At 63.2% G+C, this 16,079-nt stretch carries 16 protein-coding genes; 10 read left to right on the forward strand and 6 right to left on the reverse strand.

All coding sequences use genetic code 11. The annotated features are described in order from the left end of the window. Positions 1-58 precede the first annotated feature (58 nt). From F8A10_RS13390 to F8A10_RS13405, 4 genes are read right to left on the reverse strand one after another with little or no spacing between them, the layout of a single operon-like run. Positions 59-1,096 carry a FecCD family ABC transporter permease gene (locus F8A10_RS13390; RefSeq protein ID WP_010394447.1) on the reverse strand — a complete coding sequence of 346 codons (1,038 nt, stop codon included), beginning with the start codon at positions 1,094-1,096 and terminating at the stop codon, positions 59-61. Beyond that, entirely contained in the window at positions 1,093-2,097 is a 1,005-nt protein-coding gene (locus F8A10_RS13395; RefSeq protein ID WP_152367566.1) for a FecCD family ABC transporter permease, read from the reverse strand. The genes F8A10_RS13390 and F8A10_RS13395 overlap by 4 nt, the downstream gene beginning before the upstream one ends. Before the next feature lie 8 nt (positions 2,098-2,105). Next, entirely contained in the window at positions 2,106-3,044 is a 939-nt protein-coding gene (gene fepB, locus F8A10_RS13400) for a Fe2+-enterobactin ABC transporter substrate-binding protein (RefSeq protein WP_010394445.1), read from the reverse strand. A 9-nt stretch (positions 3,045-3,053) separates the two neighbouring features. Beyond that, on the reverse strand, positions 3,054-3,914 hold the full coding sequence (locus F8A10_RS13405) for a siderophore-interacting protein (protein ID WP_193668288.1): 861 nt from the start codon (positions 3,912-3,914) through the stop codon (positions 3,054-3,056). Positions 3,915-4,070: 156 nt separating this feature from the next. Between F8A10_RS13405 and F8A10_RS13410 the strand changes: the two genes are divergently transcribed. Beyond that, positions 4,071-4,853 (forward strand): ABC transporter ATP-binding protein, encoded by a 783-nt coding sequence (locus F8A10_RS13410; protein ID WP_010394443.1) that lies wholly within the window; start codon positions 4,071-4,073, stop codon positions 4,851-4,853. Here the strand turns inward: F8A10_RS13410 and F8A10_RS13415 are convergent, their stop codons facing one another. Continuing rightward, on the reverse strand, positions 4,854-5,651 hold the full coding sequence (locus F8A10_RS13415; RefSeq protein WP_010394441.1) for an IclR family transcriptional regulator: 798 nt from the start codon (positions 5,649-5,651) through the stop codon (positions 4,854-4,856). Between the two features lie 198 nt (positions 5,652-5,849). On the opposite strand from F8A10_RS13415, the gene F8A10_RS13420 reads away from it, so the two are divergent. Further along, complete coding sequence (locus tag F8A10_RS13420; RefSeq protein WP_010394440.1) at positions 5,850-7,928, forward strand: TonB-dependent receptor; 2,079 nt, start codon at positions 5,850-5,852, stop codon at positions 7,926-7,928. 115 nt (positions 7,929-8,043) lie between these two features. Beyond that, positions 8,044-8,466 (forward strand): LamB/YcsF family protein, encoded by a 423-nt coding sequence (locus tag F8A10_RS13425; protein ID WP_152367568.1) that lies wholly within the window; start codon positions 8,044-8,046, stop codon positions 8,464-8,466. A 694-nt stretch (positions 8,467-9,160) separates the two neighbouring features. Here the strand turns inward: F8A10_RS13425 and F8A10_RS13435 are convergent. Next, positions 9,161-9,760: a rhodanese-like domain-containing protein gene (locus F8A10_RS13435; RefSeq protein ID WP_085502560.1), complete on the reverse strand. Its 600-nt coding sequence runs from the start codon at positions 9,758-9,760 to the stop codon at positions 9,161-9,163. 82 nt (positions 9,761-9,842) lie between these two features. Between F8A10_RS13435 and pedF the strand changes: the two genes are divergently transcribed. The 7 genes from pedF to F8A10_RS13470 all read left to right on the forward strand — a co-directional run bounded on the left by pedF (position 9,843) and on the right by F8A10_RS13470 (position 16,054). Further along, complete coding sequence (gene pedF / locus F8A10_RS13440; protein WP_217809614.1) at positions 9,843-10,529, forward strand: cytochrome c-550 PedF; 687 nt, start codon at positions 9,843-9,845, stop codon at positions 10,527-10,529. Between the two features lie 3 nt (positions 10,530-10,532). Next, entirely contained in the window at positions 10,533-11,312 is a 780-nt protein-coding gene (locus tag F8A10_RS13445) for a quinoprotein dehydrogenase-associated SoxYZ-like carrier (RefSeq protein WP_152367569.1), read from the forward strand. Next, positions 11,309-12,256, forward strand: coding sequence for a quinoprotein relay system zinc metallohydrolase 1 (locus F8A10_RS13450; protein WP_010394426.1), 948 nt, complete (start codon positions 11,309-11,311; stop codon positions 12,254-12,256). Before F8A10_RS13445 ends, F8A10_RS13450 begins: the two co-directional genes overlap by 4 nt. A 63-nt stretch (positions 12,257-12,319) precedes the next feature. Further along, on the forward strand, positions 12,320-14,170 hold the full coding sequence (locus F8A10_RS13455) for a PQQ-dependent methanol/ethanol family dehydrogenase (protein ID WP_152367570.1): 1,851 nt from the start codon (positions 12,320-12,322) through the stop codon (positions 14,168-14,170). Positions 14,171-14,244: 74 nt separating this feature from the next. Further along, positions 14,245-14,865, forward strand: coding sequence for a pentapeptide repeat-containing protein (locus tag F8A10_RS21835; protein WP_152367571.1), 621 nt, complete (start codon positions 14,245-14,247; stop codon positions 14,863-14,865). Continuing rightward, positions 14,847-15,251, forward strand: a complete 405-nt coding sequence (locus tag F8A10_RS13465) for a hypothetical protein (RefSeq protein WP_152367572.1) — start codon at positions 14,847-14,849, stop codon at positions 15,249-15,251. The genes F8A10_RS21835 and F8A10_RS13465 overlap by 19 nt, the downstream gene beginning before the upstream one ends. An 80-nt stretch (positions 15,252-15,331) precedes the next feature. Beyond that, the gene (locus F8A10_RS13470; RefSeq protein ID WP_085502580.1) at positions 15,332-16,054 is read left to right on the forward strand and encodes a response regulator; all 723 of its coding nucleotides are present in this window, start codon (positions 15,332-15,334) and stop codon (positions 16,052-16,054) included. Positions 16,055-16,079: the final 25 nt, after the last annotated feature.

Here is a 16,079-nt window from a genome sequence, read left to right on the forward strand (position 1 = left end):
ATAATCTGCCCGGGACAGGCATTGGATCGCGCCAAACCACCCGCACCTTCCTTTCTGCTCAGCGCTCGCGCATAAGAACCCATAGCAGATAGAATCCACCACATAGTCCGGTCATCGTGCCGATGGGCAGCATCAGCCCAAAGGGCGCGCGCTGGCTTAAAAGATCCGCCGCCATCAGCAGACAAGCCCCGGTCAGCGCGCCCGAGATCAGCGGCACCTCCGCCACGCGCGTCAGGCGTCGTGCGATCTGCGGCCCAGCCAGCGCGATAAAGGCGATCGGCCCTGCGCTGGCGGTCGCAACTGCCGTAAGCCCCACCGCCGCAATGACCAGCATCGCCCGGTTGCGCGCAATATTCACGCCAAGCTGTACGGCCATTTCATCACCCAGCTCCATGATTGCAAGACGGCGCGCGTTCAGCACCAATGGCGGCACGAACAGCGCAAGCCCTGCAGCGACGGGCCAGACATGCGCCCAGCCACGCGCGTTCAGCGAACCGGCAAGCCAGATCTGAGCCGACATAGCCCGATCAAGATTACCCATCACCATCAGCAGGTTATTGACGCCCGTCATCACTGCACCAATACCGATACCGATCAGGATCAACCGATAACCGCCACCCGTGCCGCCGCGGCCACCGCGCGACAAAGCCAGTACCACGAGCGCTGTCGCCAGTCCCGCACCCACCGCAGCAGAAGCAACCTGAAAAGCCCCGGCATTGAACAGGATAATCTGCAAAAGCGCACCAGTCGCCGCGCCGGTGGTGAAACCGATCACGTCAGGGGAACCCAGCGCATTGCGCGACAGCGACTGAAACACCGCCCCCGCCATGCCAAGCGAAGCACCGACCAGCGCACCAGTCAGCACCCGAGGCAGGCGAATACCGTGCAGGACACGGGCAACCTTAGGCTCGGCAGATAGGCCGGCCAGCCCCTCGACCACCTGTATCGGGGATAAGGCCATGGTGCCGGTCCCAAGCAGCAGCAGCCCCAGCACCAGGCAGGCGGATGCAAGCACCACACAGACCGCAACGGCACGCGGTCGCCACAAAGTCGACAGGCGGCCAAGCCGCAGCAAACGGGCGCCGGGCAGAATCATAGCCGCGCCACACGAAAGCGCCGCACGATATGGATAAAGAACGGTGCGCCAAGAATGGCCGCGACTATCCCGGCCGCCACCTCGGCAGGAGCGGCAACGACACGGCCGATGATATCTGCCCCGAGCAGCACCGCTGCCGCGAAAAGCGCCGACAGCGGCAGCACCCGGCGATTGTCTGGCCCGGCAAGCGCACGGGCGATATGTGGTGCGACCAACCCGACAAATCCAATCGGGCCGGCAGCAGCGGTTGCCGCCCCGGCAAGGATCATTACCGACACGCAGGCAAGCGCCCAGAACCGTGATGCACGCAGCCCCAGTGCCCGGCCCGCGTCGTGCCCCAACGCCATGGCGTTCAGCCCCGGCGCAAGAATTAATGCCAGTGCGCCCCCCAAGGCCAGCGCGCCGCCCATGGTCAGGGCGACCGCCCAGCCCCGTCCATCAAGCGCACCAGAACCCCAGTTGCGAAACAGGTCCAGCACCTCAAGCCCCGAGTTCAGAATTACCAGATTAGCCGCCGCGCCGAGCAGGACCGAGACCCCCGCCCCCGCCAGCACCAGCCTGACCGGATCGGTCCCGCTTTCATGGGCGCGTCCCAGCAGGAACACCGCGCCCCCCGCAAGCCCTGCACCCAGAAAGCCGAACCAGACATACTGCGCCATCTGCGTCAGCCCAAAGCCTGAGGCGCCAAGGACCACCGCAATGGCCGCGCCGGCATTGACGCCCAGCAGGCCCGGCTCGGCCAGGGGGTTGCGCGTCACAGCCTGCATGACCGCCCCGGCCAGTCCCAGCGCCGCCCCGGCAAAGATCGCCAGCAACATGCGTGGCAGGCGTAGTTCGCGCACCACCAGATGCAGGTCATTGCCCGGATCAGGGTCAACCAACGCCCACACCACCTGCGCCACCGGCACGGGGCGTGAGCCGATGGCAAGGCTCGCCATCGCCAATAGGGTCAGCACAGCAAGCCCCACCGCATATTGCCTGCCGGCGGGCGAGGAATGCACAAGTGGCCTCATTTGCGAAAATAGGGCGCGACCGTCTCGATAATCTGCAGGGCCGAGTAGTAATCGACCCGGAACGAATGCGGCCCCAGCGGATACACCCTCCCTTCGCGCACCGCAGGCAGGTTCGCCAGCACCGGATCGGCGATGAACTCTTGCACCGTCCTTTCGGTCCCGTTCAGCAGAAAGACGCTGTCTCCGGCAATCGCGGCGGACAGGTTCTCATGCGAGACGAAATCGAAATCTGCCGAACGCGAAACCTCGCCACGCATCACCTGCGGCAGACCGGCAATGGAAAAGCCAAGCGCCTTAAGGACACGCGCCTGCGGGCTGTCGGGTGTGCTGACCGCATAGGTGCCCGCAAAGTTGTAAGAAACGATGCTGGCATCTCCCGCAGGCAAGACCAGTCCCGCCCGCGTTTCGGCCGCCTGTCGGGCAAAATCCCCGGTCACTCGGGCGGCATCCTTTTCATGCCCGGTGGCACGGCCAAGGGTGCGTGCCAGATCCTCCCACCCGTCATTTGCGTAATCCAGCACAACCACCGGCACATTCTGCGCCCGGAGCTGTTCAAGATAGGGCAGGATATTGTCGCCCCCTGTCGATGAGGCGACGACAAGGTCCGGCTCTTGCAGCATCAGCGCCTCGATGTCGAAATCAAGGTTCGGATACAGGACCTCGACCCCGCGCTGGTCAGCCACCGCCGCCCATTGCAGGAAAAAGCCCTTATCGTCAGTCAAAGGCCCAATCAAAGCCGATGCGGTCGCAGCAAGCGGTGCATCAATGGCCAGCAGGATGCCGGTCAGGCTGGGCGAGGTCGAAACGATATGCTGCGGAGGTTCGGCAATGGTCACCTCTCCCAATGCGTCGGTGATCTTGCGCGGCCAGCCCTCGGCGTACGCCACGGCGGGCAGGACAAACGCAAGGATCAGCGGGACCAGACGGATGAGCATGGGTTTTCCTCAGATCGGAAGTTCAGCGTCATCAAGGTCTTCCAGCCGCAGGCCGCGCCGACGGATCTCGGCATATTCGCGCAGCCTGATCCGGTCGATCTCTGAGCTGCTGGAGCCATGCTTCCAATAGCCGAAGACCCGTACATCGTCGCGACCAAGTCCGAGAGCACGGAAATGGTTGCGAAACTCACGCATCTCCTGCCGCTCGCCCGCAGCCCAAAGGGTCCAGCCCCCGGGCGCAGAGATCGCCTGCCGGGCGGCAGCAAAAAGCGCGCCGGTAGTGCCGGCCGGACGGGCGCGGCGGATCAAATGATAATCAAGTCCCGCAAGGCGCGGCAGTTCCTCGAACGCTGCAGGATCAGAGGTCTCGATCCACAGGCTGCCGGAAACACCATCCGGCCACGCATCAAGGATGGCGAAAACGGCGGGGATCGCAGTTTCATCAGCAAAGATCGCCACGCGCTTACCGGGTGCAAAGCCGGGAACAAGGTGCTGGCGCGGGCCGATCATATGGACCCTTGTGCCGGGTCCTGCAGCCCGCAGCCAACGCATCGCAGGACTGTCGTCATCATGGATCACGAAGTCGATTTCGACCGTGCCGGAACGCGGGTCAAAGCTGCGGATCGTATAGATGCGCGAGACCGGGCGTTGCCCCTCGGGGGTCTCGACTTCGATGCGGACGGCTACATTTGCGGCACCCCAGGCCTGTGGATCATGCGCATCAATCCGACCCACCACCCGCGCGACCGAGGGAAAGGGGCAGAGGATCGCGACCACCTCAAGCATGACGCGGTCCATGTCACGCATGTGATCTGGCTGCGCAAGCAGACCTTCGGGGTCTTCGACGGATTCGGGGTTCAGGCTGGCCATGGCATCCTTTCCGCCCGGGGTCGGGCGCGGGTCTGAAAAGCAGGGATGGCTGATCGCCGGACCGGTCTCTGGCGCAATGGCTGAAACCATATTGCAGAGCATATTCCGCAATGCAATACACATGCCGCAAAGAAACACCCCAACGGAGACGCGGGAATGTCCTACCGCCTGCACGCCGATGCGGTCACGCTGCGCTATCAGGCGCAGCCGGTGTCGGAAAATCTGTCGCTGGCGATCCCGGACGGATCATTCACCGCCATCGTCGGCCCGAATGCCTGCGGCAAGTCGACACTGCTGCGCGCGCTGGCCCGGCTGCTGACCCCGGATGCCGGGCAGGTGGTTCTGGACGGCAAGGCGATTCTCAGCCTGCCGACGCGCGAAGTGGCGCGGCGATTGGGCCTTTTGCCCCAGTCGCCGACCGCACCCGATGGGCTGACAGTGGCCGAACTGGTCGCGCGCGGGCGTTTCCCGCATCAGGGCTTTTTGCAGCAATGGTCGCCGGGGGACGAAACCGCCGTTCGCGCCGCACTGGACATGACCGGCACACTATCGCTCGCCGCGCGCCCGGTGGCCGAACTTTCGGGGGGTCAGCGCCAGCGGGTCTGGATCGCCATGGTGCTGGCACAAGAGACCGGGATTTTGCTGCTGGACGAACCGACAACCTATCTGGACATCGTACATCAGGTCGAGTTGCTGGACCTTCTGGCCCGGCTGAACACGCAGGGCCGCACCGTGGTCGCGGTGCTGCACGAGCTGAACCTGGCCTTTCGCTATGCCTCGCATCTGGTGGCGATGAAGGATGGCGCGGTGGTGGCCGAGGGCGCGCCCGAAAACATCGTCTCCGAGGCGATGATCGAGCAGGTCTTTGGCCTTGCCGCGCTGGTTCAGGCCGATCCGCTGACCGGGCGGCCAATGGTCATTCCGCGCCCGCGCGACTGATCAGTCAAAGGCGCTTTGCCCACCGGTGGCGCGGTTGATAAGCCGCGCTGCATCACGCAGCGCCACACTGGCATGGGGCGAATCAAGCTTACCCAGATTGCCCGCCGTGGTGACGACGCAGATCAGCTCCCCCTGTGCATCAAGGATCGGGGCCGCCTGCCCGGTCACATTGGACAAAAGATGGCTCGTCAGCTCGGCCCAGCCCTCGCTGCGGATACGGTTGATCACCGCCTTGCCGGGCGGGGTGCCGCGGAAACTCACAGGCTGCAAGCGCCGCGCCGCCTCGATCTGCGCGCGGGGCAGAAAGGCCTGGAATACCAGCCCGCAGGCGGTGTTATCGACCGGCAGCACATCGCCAAGGCTGATCGCGGTAATCGCGAAATGGGCGCTGCGAAACCAGCGCACGATGGTCGGGCCGCGCTCGGTCCAGATGCAGACCCCGGCGCTAAGCCCATGGTTCTCGGTCAGTTGTTTCATCTGCGAGCCCGCGATCTCGACCGCGTCGATACGGCGCAACGCGGCAACGCCAAGACTTAGCGAGGCCGGACCAAGGTCATAGCGGCTGGAGACCGGATCCTGCACCGCCAGCCCTTCTTTGACGAGGCTTTGCATATAGCGATGCGCGGTCGAACGGCTGGTGCGCGACAGCTGGGCGATCTCGGTCAGGGCAAGCGACCGTTCGGCCCCGGCAAGAATGTTGAGAAACCGCATCGCAACCGAGATCGACTGGATCGTCCCCGACCGTTTCTGCCGCGAGAGCTTCGCATCCTTATCAAGGAAAGGCTCGAACTCCACCATCGGATGTTTCTCCTGTGCTCGCGGCTGGTACCCATGACAGGCACGTGACAGCCGCGCAACACTAGCGCGCCGAGCAGCCATTAGCAAAGTGCCCGGCATATGGCCGATTGACATGCAGAACGCATTGCGCAATGTGGAACAGGAAATGCCAGCGAGTTCCCCGCGCCAGCCAGCACAACGCGACCAGCCGAGGAACCAATGTCCCACAGATATCGCCACCGCCAGCTGACGCAAACAGTCAGTCTGGTCACGCTTATTGCCGCAGCACCCCTTTGCGCGCAGGAGGCGCCTTCCGACACCATCACGCTCGACACCATCGTCATCACCGGCGACAACATCACTCGCGACCTGAAAGAGACCGCAAGCTCAGTCTCGGTGGTGACCTCGGGTGAGATCGAAAAGGAAAAGGCCGGCAAGACCGAGATTCGAAGTGTGATCGCCGGCACACCCAACGTGATCTATACCGACAATGTCAGCACGCCGGTCATTCGCGGACAGGACGCGCAGGGACCGCATACCGGGGCAAATGCATTCTTTGCCGGATCGGTGCCGCGGGCGACGATCAACCTGGACGGCCATTACCTAAGCTATAATGAACTGTATTTTGGCGCGACCTCGACCTGGGATGTGGATAGTGTCGAGGTGTTCCGGGGGCCGCAGACCACCTCGCAAGGCGCCAACGCCATCGCCGGGGCGATCATCGTCAACACCAAGAACCCAAGCTTTACCCCCGAGGGCGCCTATCGGCTGGAGGGCGGCGACTACAATCAACGTGCGGCCTCGTTCATGTGGTCAGGTCCGCTGAGCGAAGAGTTGGCCGCCCGTATCTCGCTGGATTATTCGGCACGCGACACATTCATCGACTATGTCGGCTCGAACTTCATCCAAAACGACATCGGGCAGGACTTCCTGAACGCGAATGCGCGGTTAAAGCTGCTGTGGCAACCGGCCGACCTGCCGGGCCTGTCGGCCAGGCTGACCTACAGTCACAGCCGGATGAAGCGCCCCAGCGCCGAGGGCGCGGCCGAGCCCTATGACAAGCTGCAATCCATCACCACCTGGATGCCAGGCTGGGATCAGACCACTGACACGGCAATCCTTGATGTCGATTACGACCTGGGCAACGGGATCAGCGTCAGCAGCAAGACGCAATATTCGACCTCGGATGTCGAACGCCGCGTCGGCACCCCGACCATGGGGGATGCCAATGTCTCACAGGACAATTACTCAAACGAAAGCAAGCTGACCTTCGGTATGCCCGAAGATAAGGTCAGCGGCGTCGCAGGTGTCTATGTCGCTTTCACCGATCAGGACGAGTGGCTGAACCAAGGGGGCATCTCGACCTTCCGCGACAAGAAATCGAACCTTGGCCTTTATGGTGAACTGAACTGGCGGCTGGACGAACGCTGGACGCTGTCGGCGGGGCTGCGCTACCAGCGCGACCATATCCGCCGTCAGGGCGACGTCTCGCCGCTATTTGCCAAAAGCGACGTAGATTACGATGAAACTTTCGACGTTTTCCTGCCCAAGCTGTCGCTGACCTATGAGGTCACACCAGACTGGAACGTCGGCGCGCTGATCAGCAAGGGCTACAACCCCGGCGGCGTATCGCTGGACTTTGGCTATTCGAAAGAATGGACCAAATTCGACGCCGAGACCGTCTGGAACTATGAGCTCTTTACCCGCGCCGAGTTGATGGAGGGGCGGCTGATGCTGACCGGCAACCTCTTCTACATGGATTACAGCAACGCCCAGCACAACATCGCCCATCTGGTCGATGGCGTGACCTATCTGCAAACGGTCAACGCACAGGACGCCCGCGCCTATGGGCTGGAACTGGGTGCCGACTGGCGCGCAACCGATGCGCTGACCCTGCGCGGCAGCCTTGGCTTGCTGCATACCGAGTTTGAGCGTTTCGATCAGATTCCCGCCTATGAGGGTAATGAATTCGCCCGTGCGCCCGGCAGGATGCTGACCCTCGGCGCAAGCTGGGACGCGACCGACCGGCTGAACCTTGGCGGACAGCTGCGCTATGTCGACGGCTATTACTCGAACACCGCCAATACTCCGGCATTCGAGGTTGATGGCTATACCCTTGTCGATCTGAACGCGAGCTGGCGGATCAACGACAAGGTCGAGCTTTACGGCTATGTCAACAACCTCTTTGACGAACGCACACCCACCTTGCTCGAAGCGGCACGTGGCAATACGGTTTTTACTCAGGCCAGCATGACCTCGCCCCGCATGGTCGGTATCGGCATTCGCGGCACCTTCTAGGCGACCGCGTGACAGAGCCGGGCCGGCGCCGTCGTGGCGCCGGCTTTCTTTGACCAGGCGGGAGGAATAATGCGCCAGCCAAGACTTTGCATCGGCATGTCCGTGTCTCGCCCACATGGCTTGGCAACCCTGCCGTCGCAGAGACCTCGACGCGGGCAACAATGGATCTGACCCCGAAATCTCATTCCCCGTCCTGCCCGGCAGTGCGCTGGAAAAGGCCGCGCTGGCACGCAGCGGCAATGTGATCCGGCTGTTTCTGGCTGATCGGGGATATCTTGAAAATGGCCAGCTTGCCCCGTGCAGCCAGCCGGAGGCGGCGATCCACGACCTCGCGCAGGTAGTGGCCCGTGTCATGCGCGTCATTCGCGACGGCCAGGTCGAAACGGTCCGGGGTACCGTCATCCCGATGCCAGAGCAGTCGATTCTGATCCACCCGGACACATCGGGCGCGGTCGGACTGGCCCGGCGCCTGCGTGAAGGCATCACCACGGGCGGTGTGACCATTGCGCCCCTGACCCGCCACATTCCGGGCCTCTGAACCCTGATGAAAGAAAGACGACAATGGCATTTTCGGACTACAAGACAGCATTGCTGACAGGCACTTCGGGCGCCGCCGCGTGCGGGTGATCTGGATCAGCCCCGGCCGGGTCGAGCCCGATATCTTTGCCCATGCCGAAAAGATTCCTCCGGCCGAAGCAAGATCTCTGTGTCGATAATGCCTCCAGACGGCGCCGAGGTGACGTAAGGAAGCGGCGCCGTCGCTGACTTTGGACAGCCCATTTTTCAATTCTGGCCATGAGATCCCCTGTTGCAGCTCTGACTGCTCAGCTGATCACAGTACTGGCTGTCACACGGACCCACCTGTAGCCCGTTGCTTCCAGATATCTGATGCCAGAATATGTAATTAATATCATTTATTTGCACATTTATCCGCCCCTTGGGAAAGCCCCTTGGGAAATAAGCCAAAGCCCACCTCTGTTTCACAAGCGGTAAACCCGCCGTGAAAACGGAAACCCAGCGCCCGACAGGACGTTATTGCACCGTTGTAGACAGTGGCGAGTACGGGGCCGGCCCGCGTTACCGGCGACCAGAGATAAACAAGCTCCAGCGTCAAAACTGCTGGCCGGACAATCTGGTTTGCCGAGACTTTACTGACCCTGACCCGACTGCTGCACAGCATCAGGATGGCTGGGGCAAACCCATATCCGCGCCCGGGCAACTCCAACCTGACGTTATTCGCGCCGATATGGTTCGGGCCGCGTTTCGACAAGTGGCAGCCCGGCATCCGCCCAGGCATCCACCCCGCCCGAAAACCAGCCCAGATTGGTATAGCCCAGCGCCGCAATCCGTTTGGTCGCATTCCAGCTGAGCCAGCAATCCAGCTTGCAGAACAGGATCAGCCCCGCTTCGCGATTGCCGCCCGTAATGCGCTGCAGGCTCGCGTCCAGATAATCGCTCTGCCATGGCTCCAGCTGGCCCCATCCGACCACCGGAAGCCAGTGCGCACCGGGCAGCGAAAGATGCCGCTCGGGCATGATCCATTCTCCGTCATCGCCGATCTCAAAGATGCGCGCACCCATGACATCGACGGGCGTCCAGCCCCTGGCGACCAGCGCCTGAACCTCGGCAATATCCAGCGTCCGCGCACCGGGCGCTGTATCAGGCACGGGGGCGCGATAACTGTCGATCCGGTAGCCGTCACTACCGAACAGCGCCTTTGGCTCAGCCAAAGCGGCCAAAGGAAAAAGCCCCGCCAGAAGCAGGAGAAATGCCCCGATTCTGGGGCGAAACGGCAGGGTCCGGCCCCTGCGCGGCATGTGCAATACGACCATGGCACAATTTACCCTCTCTCGATCTCAAGGAAATTTGACCAGGACAGAGCACACACCGGATATGCGCGAAGGACTTTGGAACATGACCAGCAGGATAAGCAAGATATTTCCTCTTGCCCTATCACTCGCATTCTGGGCGCCGATGGCGCTAGGCCATGGTGACACCGCCCCGCAGGCAGTCGACACCACTGGTCTGCCCGAATTGCCGGCCGAGATGGCGACCCAAAACCCTTGGCGCGAAGCCGAAGGAGAGGTCCTGTTCAAGGCAGTAGAAATCGGTGCCAAAGGATTTAACAGCAACTGCGCCCGCTGCCACGGGCTGGAGGCGATTTCGGGCGGGCTTGCGCCGGACCTGCGCTTTCTTGAGGCCAGTGAATATGGTGATGAGTGGTTTTTGGACCGCATCCTGCACGGCTATGAACAGAATGGCGCGGTCAAGATGCCGCCTTTCGAAGGCATCCTGAACCAGCAAGCGATCTGGGCGATCCGTACCTATATCGAGACCCGCCCCGATGCCGATGCGATAGCCGGGAAAAGCACCGAGATCGCTGCGCTGTACGACAAGGTCAAAGCGCTGCCCCCGGATGCGGGCGAGGATCAGATCGCCGCGCTTGCCCAGGAGTTGGAGACCGCCGGCAGCGGCTTTGAGGCACTCTCGGGCGCGCCGCGCACTGTGACCGTGCTGGATCAGGCGGCACATATCCTGCGCAGCGGGGCTTCGCACGCACCTGCCGCCGCCGAGCTGATCCAGAGCGTTCTGAGGAAATAGGGCATGGCGCTGTTGACGGACATCCTGCCCGGCGCGGCCTCTCCGCCCCTGCTGACCGGCAAAACCGGACCGGCGGCCGTGGGGGGCGACGCGTTCGACAGCGGCATGTGGCCGTCACACAGGCAGGAATTTCTGGGCGATCCGGCGGTCTGGCGCAATGACCCGGCCGTCACCGTCCTTGCGCCGGGCGCGGCCGAGGATTCCAGCCATGTCCCCTTTCTGATCGACGCAACCGCCGTCACCCGGCCAATCCGGCGCATCGTCGTCACCATCGACTACAGCCCCTTTCCCAAGGCCATCGTCTTTCACCCCGGGCGCGCCCTGCCCTTGTTGGGCTTTGGCGTGAAATACGAGGTCGGTGGGGCCCTGCGCGCCTCGGCCGAGACCGGGGCCGCTGAATGGCTGGTTGGTGCGGCCTATGTCAGCGCGCTTGGTGGCGGCTGCAGCGCCCCCGCCGCCGCGCATCAACGCCCCGACTGGCAAGAAGGGTTTGGCGAATTGCGCGCCCGGCTCTGGCCTGAAACCGGGCGTCTGCGGATGCGGCTGCGCCACCCGCAGGACACCGGTCTTGCCGACGGCATTCCGGCCCATCACCTGACCGAGCTTGCGCTGCTTGATGCCTCGGGGGCGGAAATCGCCACGCTTGAGCTGCATGAGCCGTTAGAGGAAAATCCGGCGCTGACCTTTCTGTTGCCCCCCGATCTGGCGCGCGGACCGGTCATTATCCATGCCCGCGACAATCTGGGATACACCTTCGAAGGCAGGGTGGAGGCCACGCCATGACAGCGTTGTCCCGACGTGCCCTTCTGGCTGGATCCGCTGCGCTTGTCCTGCAGCGACGCGCCTTTGCCCAGCCGCGCAGCTACGGCCTGCAACCCTTTGAGGTCGCGGACGGCATCTGGATGATCGAGGGCCGGCGCGAGGTCTTCAGCCGCGAAAACGGCGGCGATATCGTCAATATCGCGCTGCTTGCGACGGATCAGGGTGCGATCATCGTCGACAGCGGCTCGACCGTCGCCATGGGGACCGAGATCCGCGCCTTTGCCGAACAGCGGCTGGGCGGACTGGCGGCGACGATCAACACCCATCACCACCCTGACCATTGGTTCGGCAACGCGGCCCTGGCCGACCGCCCGTTGCTGGCACTGGCAGAGACCGCCGCGACCTGCCGCGAATACGCCCAGGATTATGCCGAGACGCTGTATTCGATCCTTGGCAGTTGGATTTCCGGCACGCGCACGACGCCAGCGACCGGCAATATCGACCCTGGCACAAGCCAGATCGGGGGGCGGGCGCTGCGGATGATCCCGCTTGCCGGTCACACCTCGGCCGACCTTGCCATCCTTGATGAGGCGACCGGTGTGCTGATTGCCGGGGATCTGGTGTTTCTCGACCGGGCACCAAGCCTGCCTGACGCGGATTTCGCGACCTGGCTTGCATCGCTGGATCAGCTTGAGGGGCTGGGCAGCGCAGGGGTGGTGCCGGGTCATGGCAGCTATCACCGCACAGGCGAAGGGATCACGCAGACCCGCGCCTATTTACAGGTCACGCGCGAACGACTGCGGATGGCTGCCGAACTGGGCCTGACGCCGGTTGAAACGATGGCTGCCGGCCCTGCCCCTGAATTCGCCGGGCTGGGAGCCAATCCCGAAGAATACCTGCGCTCGGTCGTGCGTCGCTTTGGCGACCTTGAAACCGGGGCTCTGCCGGTCATCGGCAGCGCCTGAAGCTTGGACGGACAAGGCACCCGACGCGGGCAACCCCGTCGTTCATGTATAGGAGGAGACTGCATGAATCGCTTTTTGAAACTGACCTCGGCCAGCGTCCTGGCCCTGACCTGCGCAGTGGCGCTGGCGCAGGCCGAAACCAGCCCCGTCACGTGGGAGGACATCCTGAACGATGCCGAAACCACCGATGACGTCCTGATGTACGGGATGGGGGTCAAGGCGCAGCGTTTTTCGTCGCTTGACCAGATCAGCACCGAAACGGTCAAGCACCTGCGCCCGGCATGGTCTTTTTCCTTTGGGGATGAAAAGCAGCGCGGGCAGGAAACTCAGGCGCTGGTCCATGACGGGGTGATCTATGTCACCGGCTCATATTCCCGGATGTGGGCGCTGGACGCCAGGACCGGCAAACGGCTGTGGAAATTCGAGGCCCGCCTGCCCGAAGATATCCGCCCCTGCTGCGACGTGATCAACCGCGGCGCGGCGATCTATGGCGACAAGGTGTTCTTTGGCACGCTGGACGCCAGCATCTACGCGCTGAACAAGGACACCGGGAAAGTGGTCTGGCGTCAGAAGTTCGAGGACCACAAGATCGGCTATACGATGACCGGCGCTCCGACCATCGTGAAGGATAAAGAGACCGGGCGCGTCATGCTGATCCATGGCAGCTCGGGCGACGAATTCGGCGTGGTGGGCAAGCTTTATGCCCGCGATGTCGACACGGGCGAGGAAATCTGGATGCGGCCCTTTGTCGAAGGGCACAAGGGTACGCTGGCCGGGGCCGAAGGCACGGTCACCGGCGATCCTGCCGCGCCAAGCTGGCCCAACAGTCCCGACGGAAGCAAGGTCGAAGCATGGAGCCACGGCGGCGGTGCGCCCTGGCAATCGGCAAGCTATGATCCCGAAACGAACACCATCATCGTCGGTGCCGGCAACCCCGCGCCGTGGAACACCTGGGCGCGCACGCCGGGCGACAGTCTCTATACCTCGGGACAGGCTTACGTCGATCCGACGAACGGCGAGCTGGTCGGCTTTTACCAGCACACCCCGAATGACGCCTGGGATTTCTCGGGCAACAACGAGATCATCCTGTTCGACTACAAGGACAAGGATGGCAACGTCCATCGCGCCGGGGCCCATGCCGACCGCAACGGCTTCTTCTATGTCACCGACATCGACGCCCTGTCCAAACGGGGCGGCGAGATCAACCGGCCGACGGCACTGCTGAACGCCTTCCCCTTTGTCGACGGCATCACCTGGGCCAAGGGCATCGACCTTGAGACCGGCCGCCCGATCGAGGTCGAGGGCCAGCGCCCGCCCCTGCCCGCCGAGGGTGAAACCAAGGGCGCAAGCATCGAGGTCTCGCCTCCCTTCCTTGGCGGCAAGAACTGGAACCCGATGTCTTACAGCCCCAAGACCGGCCTGTTCTACGTCCCGGCCAACCACTGGACCGAGGATTACTGGACCGAGAACGTCACCTATCAGGCCGGTGCCGCCTATCTGGGTCAGGGCTTCCGCATCAAGCGGCTTTACGAAGACCATATCGGCACGCTGCGCGCCTTTGACCCGGCCACCGGCGAAAAGAAGTGGGAGCATAAAGAGGAATTCCCGCTTTGGGCCGGCACGCTGGCCACAGCAGGCGATCTGGTCTTTACCGGTACCTCGGACGGTTTTGTGAAAGCCTTCCACTCTGAGACCGGCGAAGAGTTGTGGAAGTTCAATACCGGCTCGGGCATCGTCTCGTCCCCGATCACCTGGGAAATGGACGGCAAGCAATATCTGGGCATCGCCTCGGGTTATGGCGGCGCGGTGCCGCTGTGGGGCGGCGACATGGCTACGCTGACCACTCAGGTCAGCCAGGGCGGCTCGTTCTGGGTGTTCGAGATCCCGGACGACCTGATGACCGCAACCAAGTAGCGCCGGGCTGAAACAGACGGACGGGCGGGCCTTGTCCCGCCCGGACCTTCACCCCCAGACCCAAGGGAACCAAGATGCTCAGAAGCCTGACAATCCTTGCCGCACTGGCCCTTGCCTCGGGCGTGCATGTGGCCAATTCCGGACAGACCGGCGGCACATGGCCGGTCATCGTCGATGAGCCAGCCCCGCGCGAAGGATCGCTGGTCATCAATGGCTGCGAAATCGGCCCCGGCGCAGCCTGCCCCCGCGTTGACCTGAGCCATGCCGATCTGCGCGGGCTCAAGCTTAACGGCATCGACCTGAGGGGCGCCAATCTGATGCGCGCAAACCTTTTCGGGGCCGAGCTGAAAGGCGCGGACCTGACCGGCGCCGACCTGCGTGGGGCAAACCTGCAGATGGGACAGCTGCAGGGCGTAATCCTGCGCGATGCCGACCTGACCGGGGCCAATCTGGACTATACCCGGCTTTCGGGCGCCGACCTTTCAGGCGCGAACCTGACCGCCGCGACGCTGGAGGCCGCCATGGCCCCAAAATCGAAATTCGTCGGCGCACAGCTCATCGGCGCGAACCTGATGGAGACCAAGTTCTACAATGCCGATTTTGCCAATGCGGTGATGCAGGGGAACCACGCCCCCTATGCGATCTGGGAGGGGGTGCATATGGAGAACTGCACGGGATGCCCCGTGGACTGGTGATCCTGGTGTCAGCGGCTTTGGCCGCGGCACCCGCCCTGGGCTTTGACCCTGCAGCCGCGCTTGATGCCTGCCGGGGCGAAAGGGACGACGCCCAGCGACTTGCCTGCTATGACCGGCTGGCCGCGCGAAAACCGGTCGTGGAACATCGCGGCGCGGGCAATCGCATTTTGCCGCTGTTCGACCTCAGCAAGCCGACGCGGCTGGTCTTTGAAAGCATGGATGCAATCATGGTGGTCTATCTGCTGGACGCATCGGGCGCGGTGATCCAGAATCTGCATCAGGCCGGGACCGGTTCGGGCTGGTTCCTGATCGAACGGCCGGGGCGCTATGGCATCCAGGTCAACGCCTCGGGCGGTTGGCTGATCCGACTGGAGGAACCGGGATGACAGTCGCCATACCTCGCGGGCACGCCGCCCGAAACAGACACGACCGACCTGCCAGTCACGGCAGCTATATGAGCGGAACCATGCAACAAGCCCAGCCCTGCCCGCCGACACCCCGGCCGCTGAACACTGCGCTGATCGTGGACGACCACCCGCTGTTTTGCGACGCGCTGTCGATGACGCTGACCGGCCCGGTCGGCATTGCCCGGGTCGAGGCTGTGGGCAGCCTTGCCGAGGCGCTGGATCGTATGACCTGCGAGCCCGTGCCCGATGTGATCGTTCTGGACCTGCACCTGCCCGATGTGAACGGGCTCGAAGGCGTCGTGCGCATGCGGCAGGCGGCGGCGGACCGCCCCATCATCGTGGTTTCGTCCATGGACGAGCGGCGGGTGGTGCGCGGCGCGCTACTGGCTGGCGTCAGCGCCTATGTGCCCAAACACGCCCCGCGCGAGGCATTCCGCGAGGCTTTTGACGCCATTGCCAGGGGCGAAGTGCATACAAGCCGCCTTGCGCTCGACAATGCCACCCCCAGCCTGGAAGAAGAGGCGCTGGCCCGGCTTGCCTCACTGACCCGCCAGCAGGCCCGCATCCTGCAACTGATCAGCGCGGGGCTTTTGAACAAGCAGATCGCGCATGAACTGTCGATCGCCGAAACCACGGTCAAGGCGCATGTCACCGCAATCATGCGCAAACTGCGCGTGCAGACCCGCACTCAGGCGGTGCTGTTTGCGCAAGACATCAGCTTCAACGCCATGACCACAGGATCAGAGATCACCGGCAATGACAGCGAAGAACTGAACCGTTAAGTTCAATCTCGCAGGTGCAGGAACG

The organism is Paracoccus kondratievae (assembly GCF_009301415.1).
In the GTDB taxonomy this organism is placed as follows: Bacteria; Pseudomonadota; Alphaproteobacteria; order Rhodobacterales; family Rhodobacteraceae; genus Paracoccus; species Paracoccus kondratievae.

What these genes read in the sequence shown, in the direction of transcription:
- F8A10_RS13390 (WP_010394447.1), bottom strand. Translation starts at nt 1,096, where the DNA reads ATGATTCTGCCCGGCGCCCGTTTGCTGCGGCTTGGCCGCCTGTCGACT.
- fepB (WP_010394445.1), bottom strand. Translation starts at nt 3,044, where the DNA reads ATGCTCATCCGTCTGGTCCCGCTGATCCTTGCGTTTGTCCTGCCCGCC.
- F8A10_RS13405 (WP_193668288.1), bottom strand. Translation starts at nt 3,914, where the DNA reads ATGGCCAGCCTGAACCCCGAATCCGTCGAAGACCCCGAAGGTCTGCTT.
- F8A10_RS13410 (WP_010394443.1), top strand. Translation starts at nt 4,071, where the DNA reads ATGTCCTACCGCCTGCACGCCGATGCGGTCACGCTGCGCTATCAGGCG.
- F8A10_RS13415 (WP_010394441.1), bottom strand. Translation starts at nt 5,651, where the DNA reads ATGGTGGAGTTCGAGCCTTTCCTTGATAAGGATGCGAAGCTCTCGCGG.
- F8A10_RS13420 (WP_010394440.1), top strand. Translation starts at nt 5,850, where the DNA reads ATGTCCCACAGATATCGCCACCGCCAGCTGACGCAAACAGTCAGTCTG.
- F8A10_RS13425 (WP_152367568.1), top strand. Translation starts at nt 8,044, where the DNA reads ATGGCTTGGCAACCCTGCCGTCGCAGAGACCTCGACGCGGGCAACAAT.
- F8A10_RS13435 (WP_085502560.1), bottom strand. Translation starts at nt 9,760, where the DNA reads ATGGTCGTATTGCACATGCCGCGCAGGGGCCGGACCCTGCCGTTTCGC.
- pedF (WP_217809614.1), top strand. Translation starts at nt 9,843, where the DNA reads ATGACCAGCAGGATAAGCAAGATATTTCCTCTTGCCCTATCACTCGCA.
- F8A10_RS13445 (WP_152367569.1), top strand. Translation starts at nt 10,533, where the DNA reads ATGGCGCTGTTGACGGACATCCTGCCCGGCGCGGCCTCTCCGCCCCTG.
- F8A10_RS13450 (WP_010394426.1), top strand. Translation starts at nt 11,309, where the DNA reads ATGACAGCGTTGTCCCGACGTGCCCTTCTGGCTGGATCCGCTGCGCTT.
- F8A10_RS13455 (WP_152367570.1), top strand. Translation starts at nt 12,320, where the DNA reads ATGAATCGCTTTTTGAAACTGACCTCGGCCAGCGTCCTGGCCCTGACC.
- F8A10_RS21835 (WP_152367571.1), top strand. Translation starts at nt 14,245, where the DNA reads ATGCTCAGAAGCCTGACAATCCTTGCCGCACTGGCCCTTGCCTCGGGC.
- F8A10_RS13465 (WP_152367572.1), top strand. Translation starts at nt 14,847, where the DNA reads ATGCCCCGTGGACTGGTGATCCTGGTGTCAGCGGCTTTGGCCGCGGCA.
- F8A10_RS13470 (WP_085502580.1), top strand. Translation starts at nt 15,332, where the DNA reads ATGCAACAAGCCCAGCCCTGCCCGCCGACACCCCGGCCGCTGAACACT.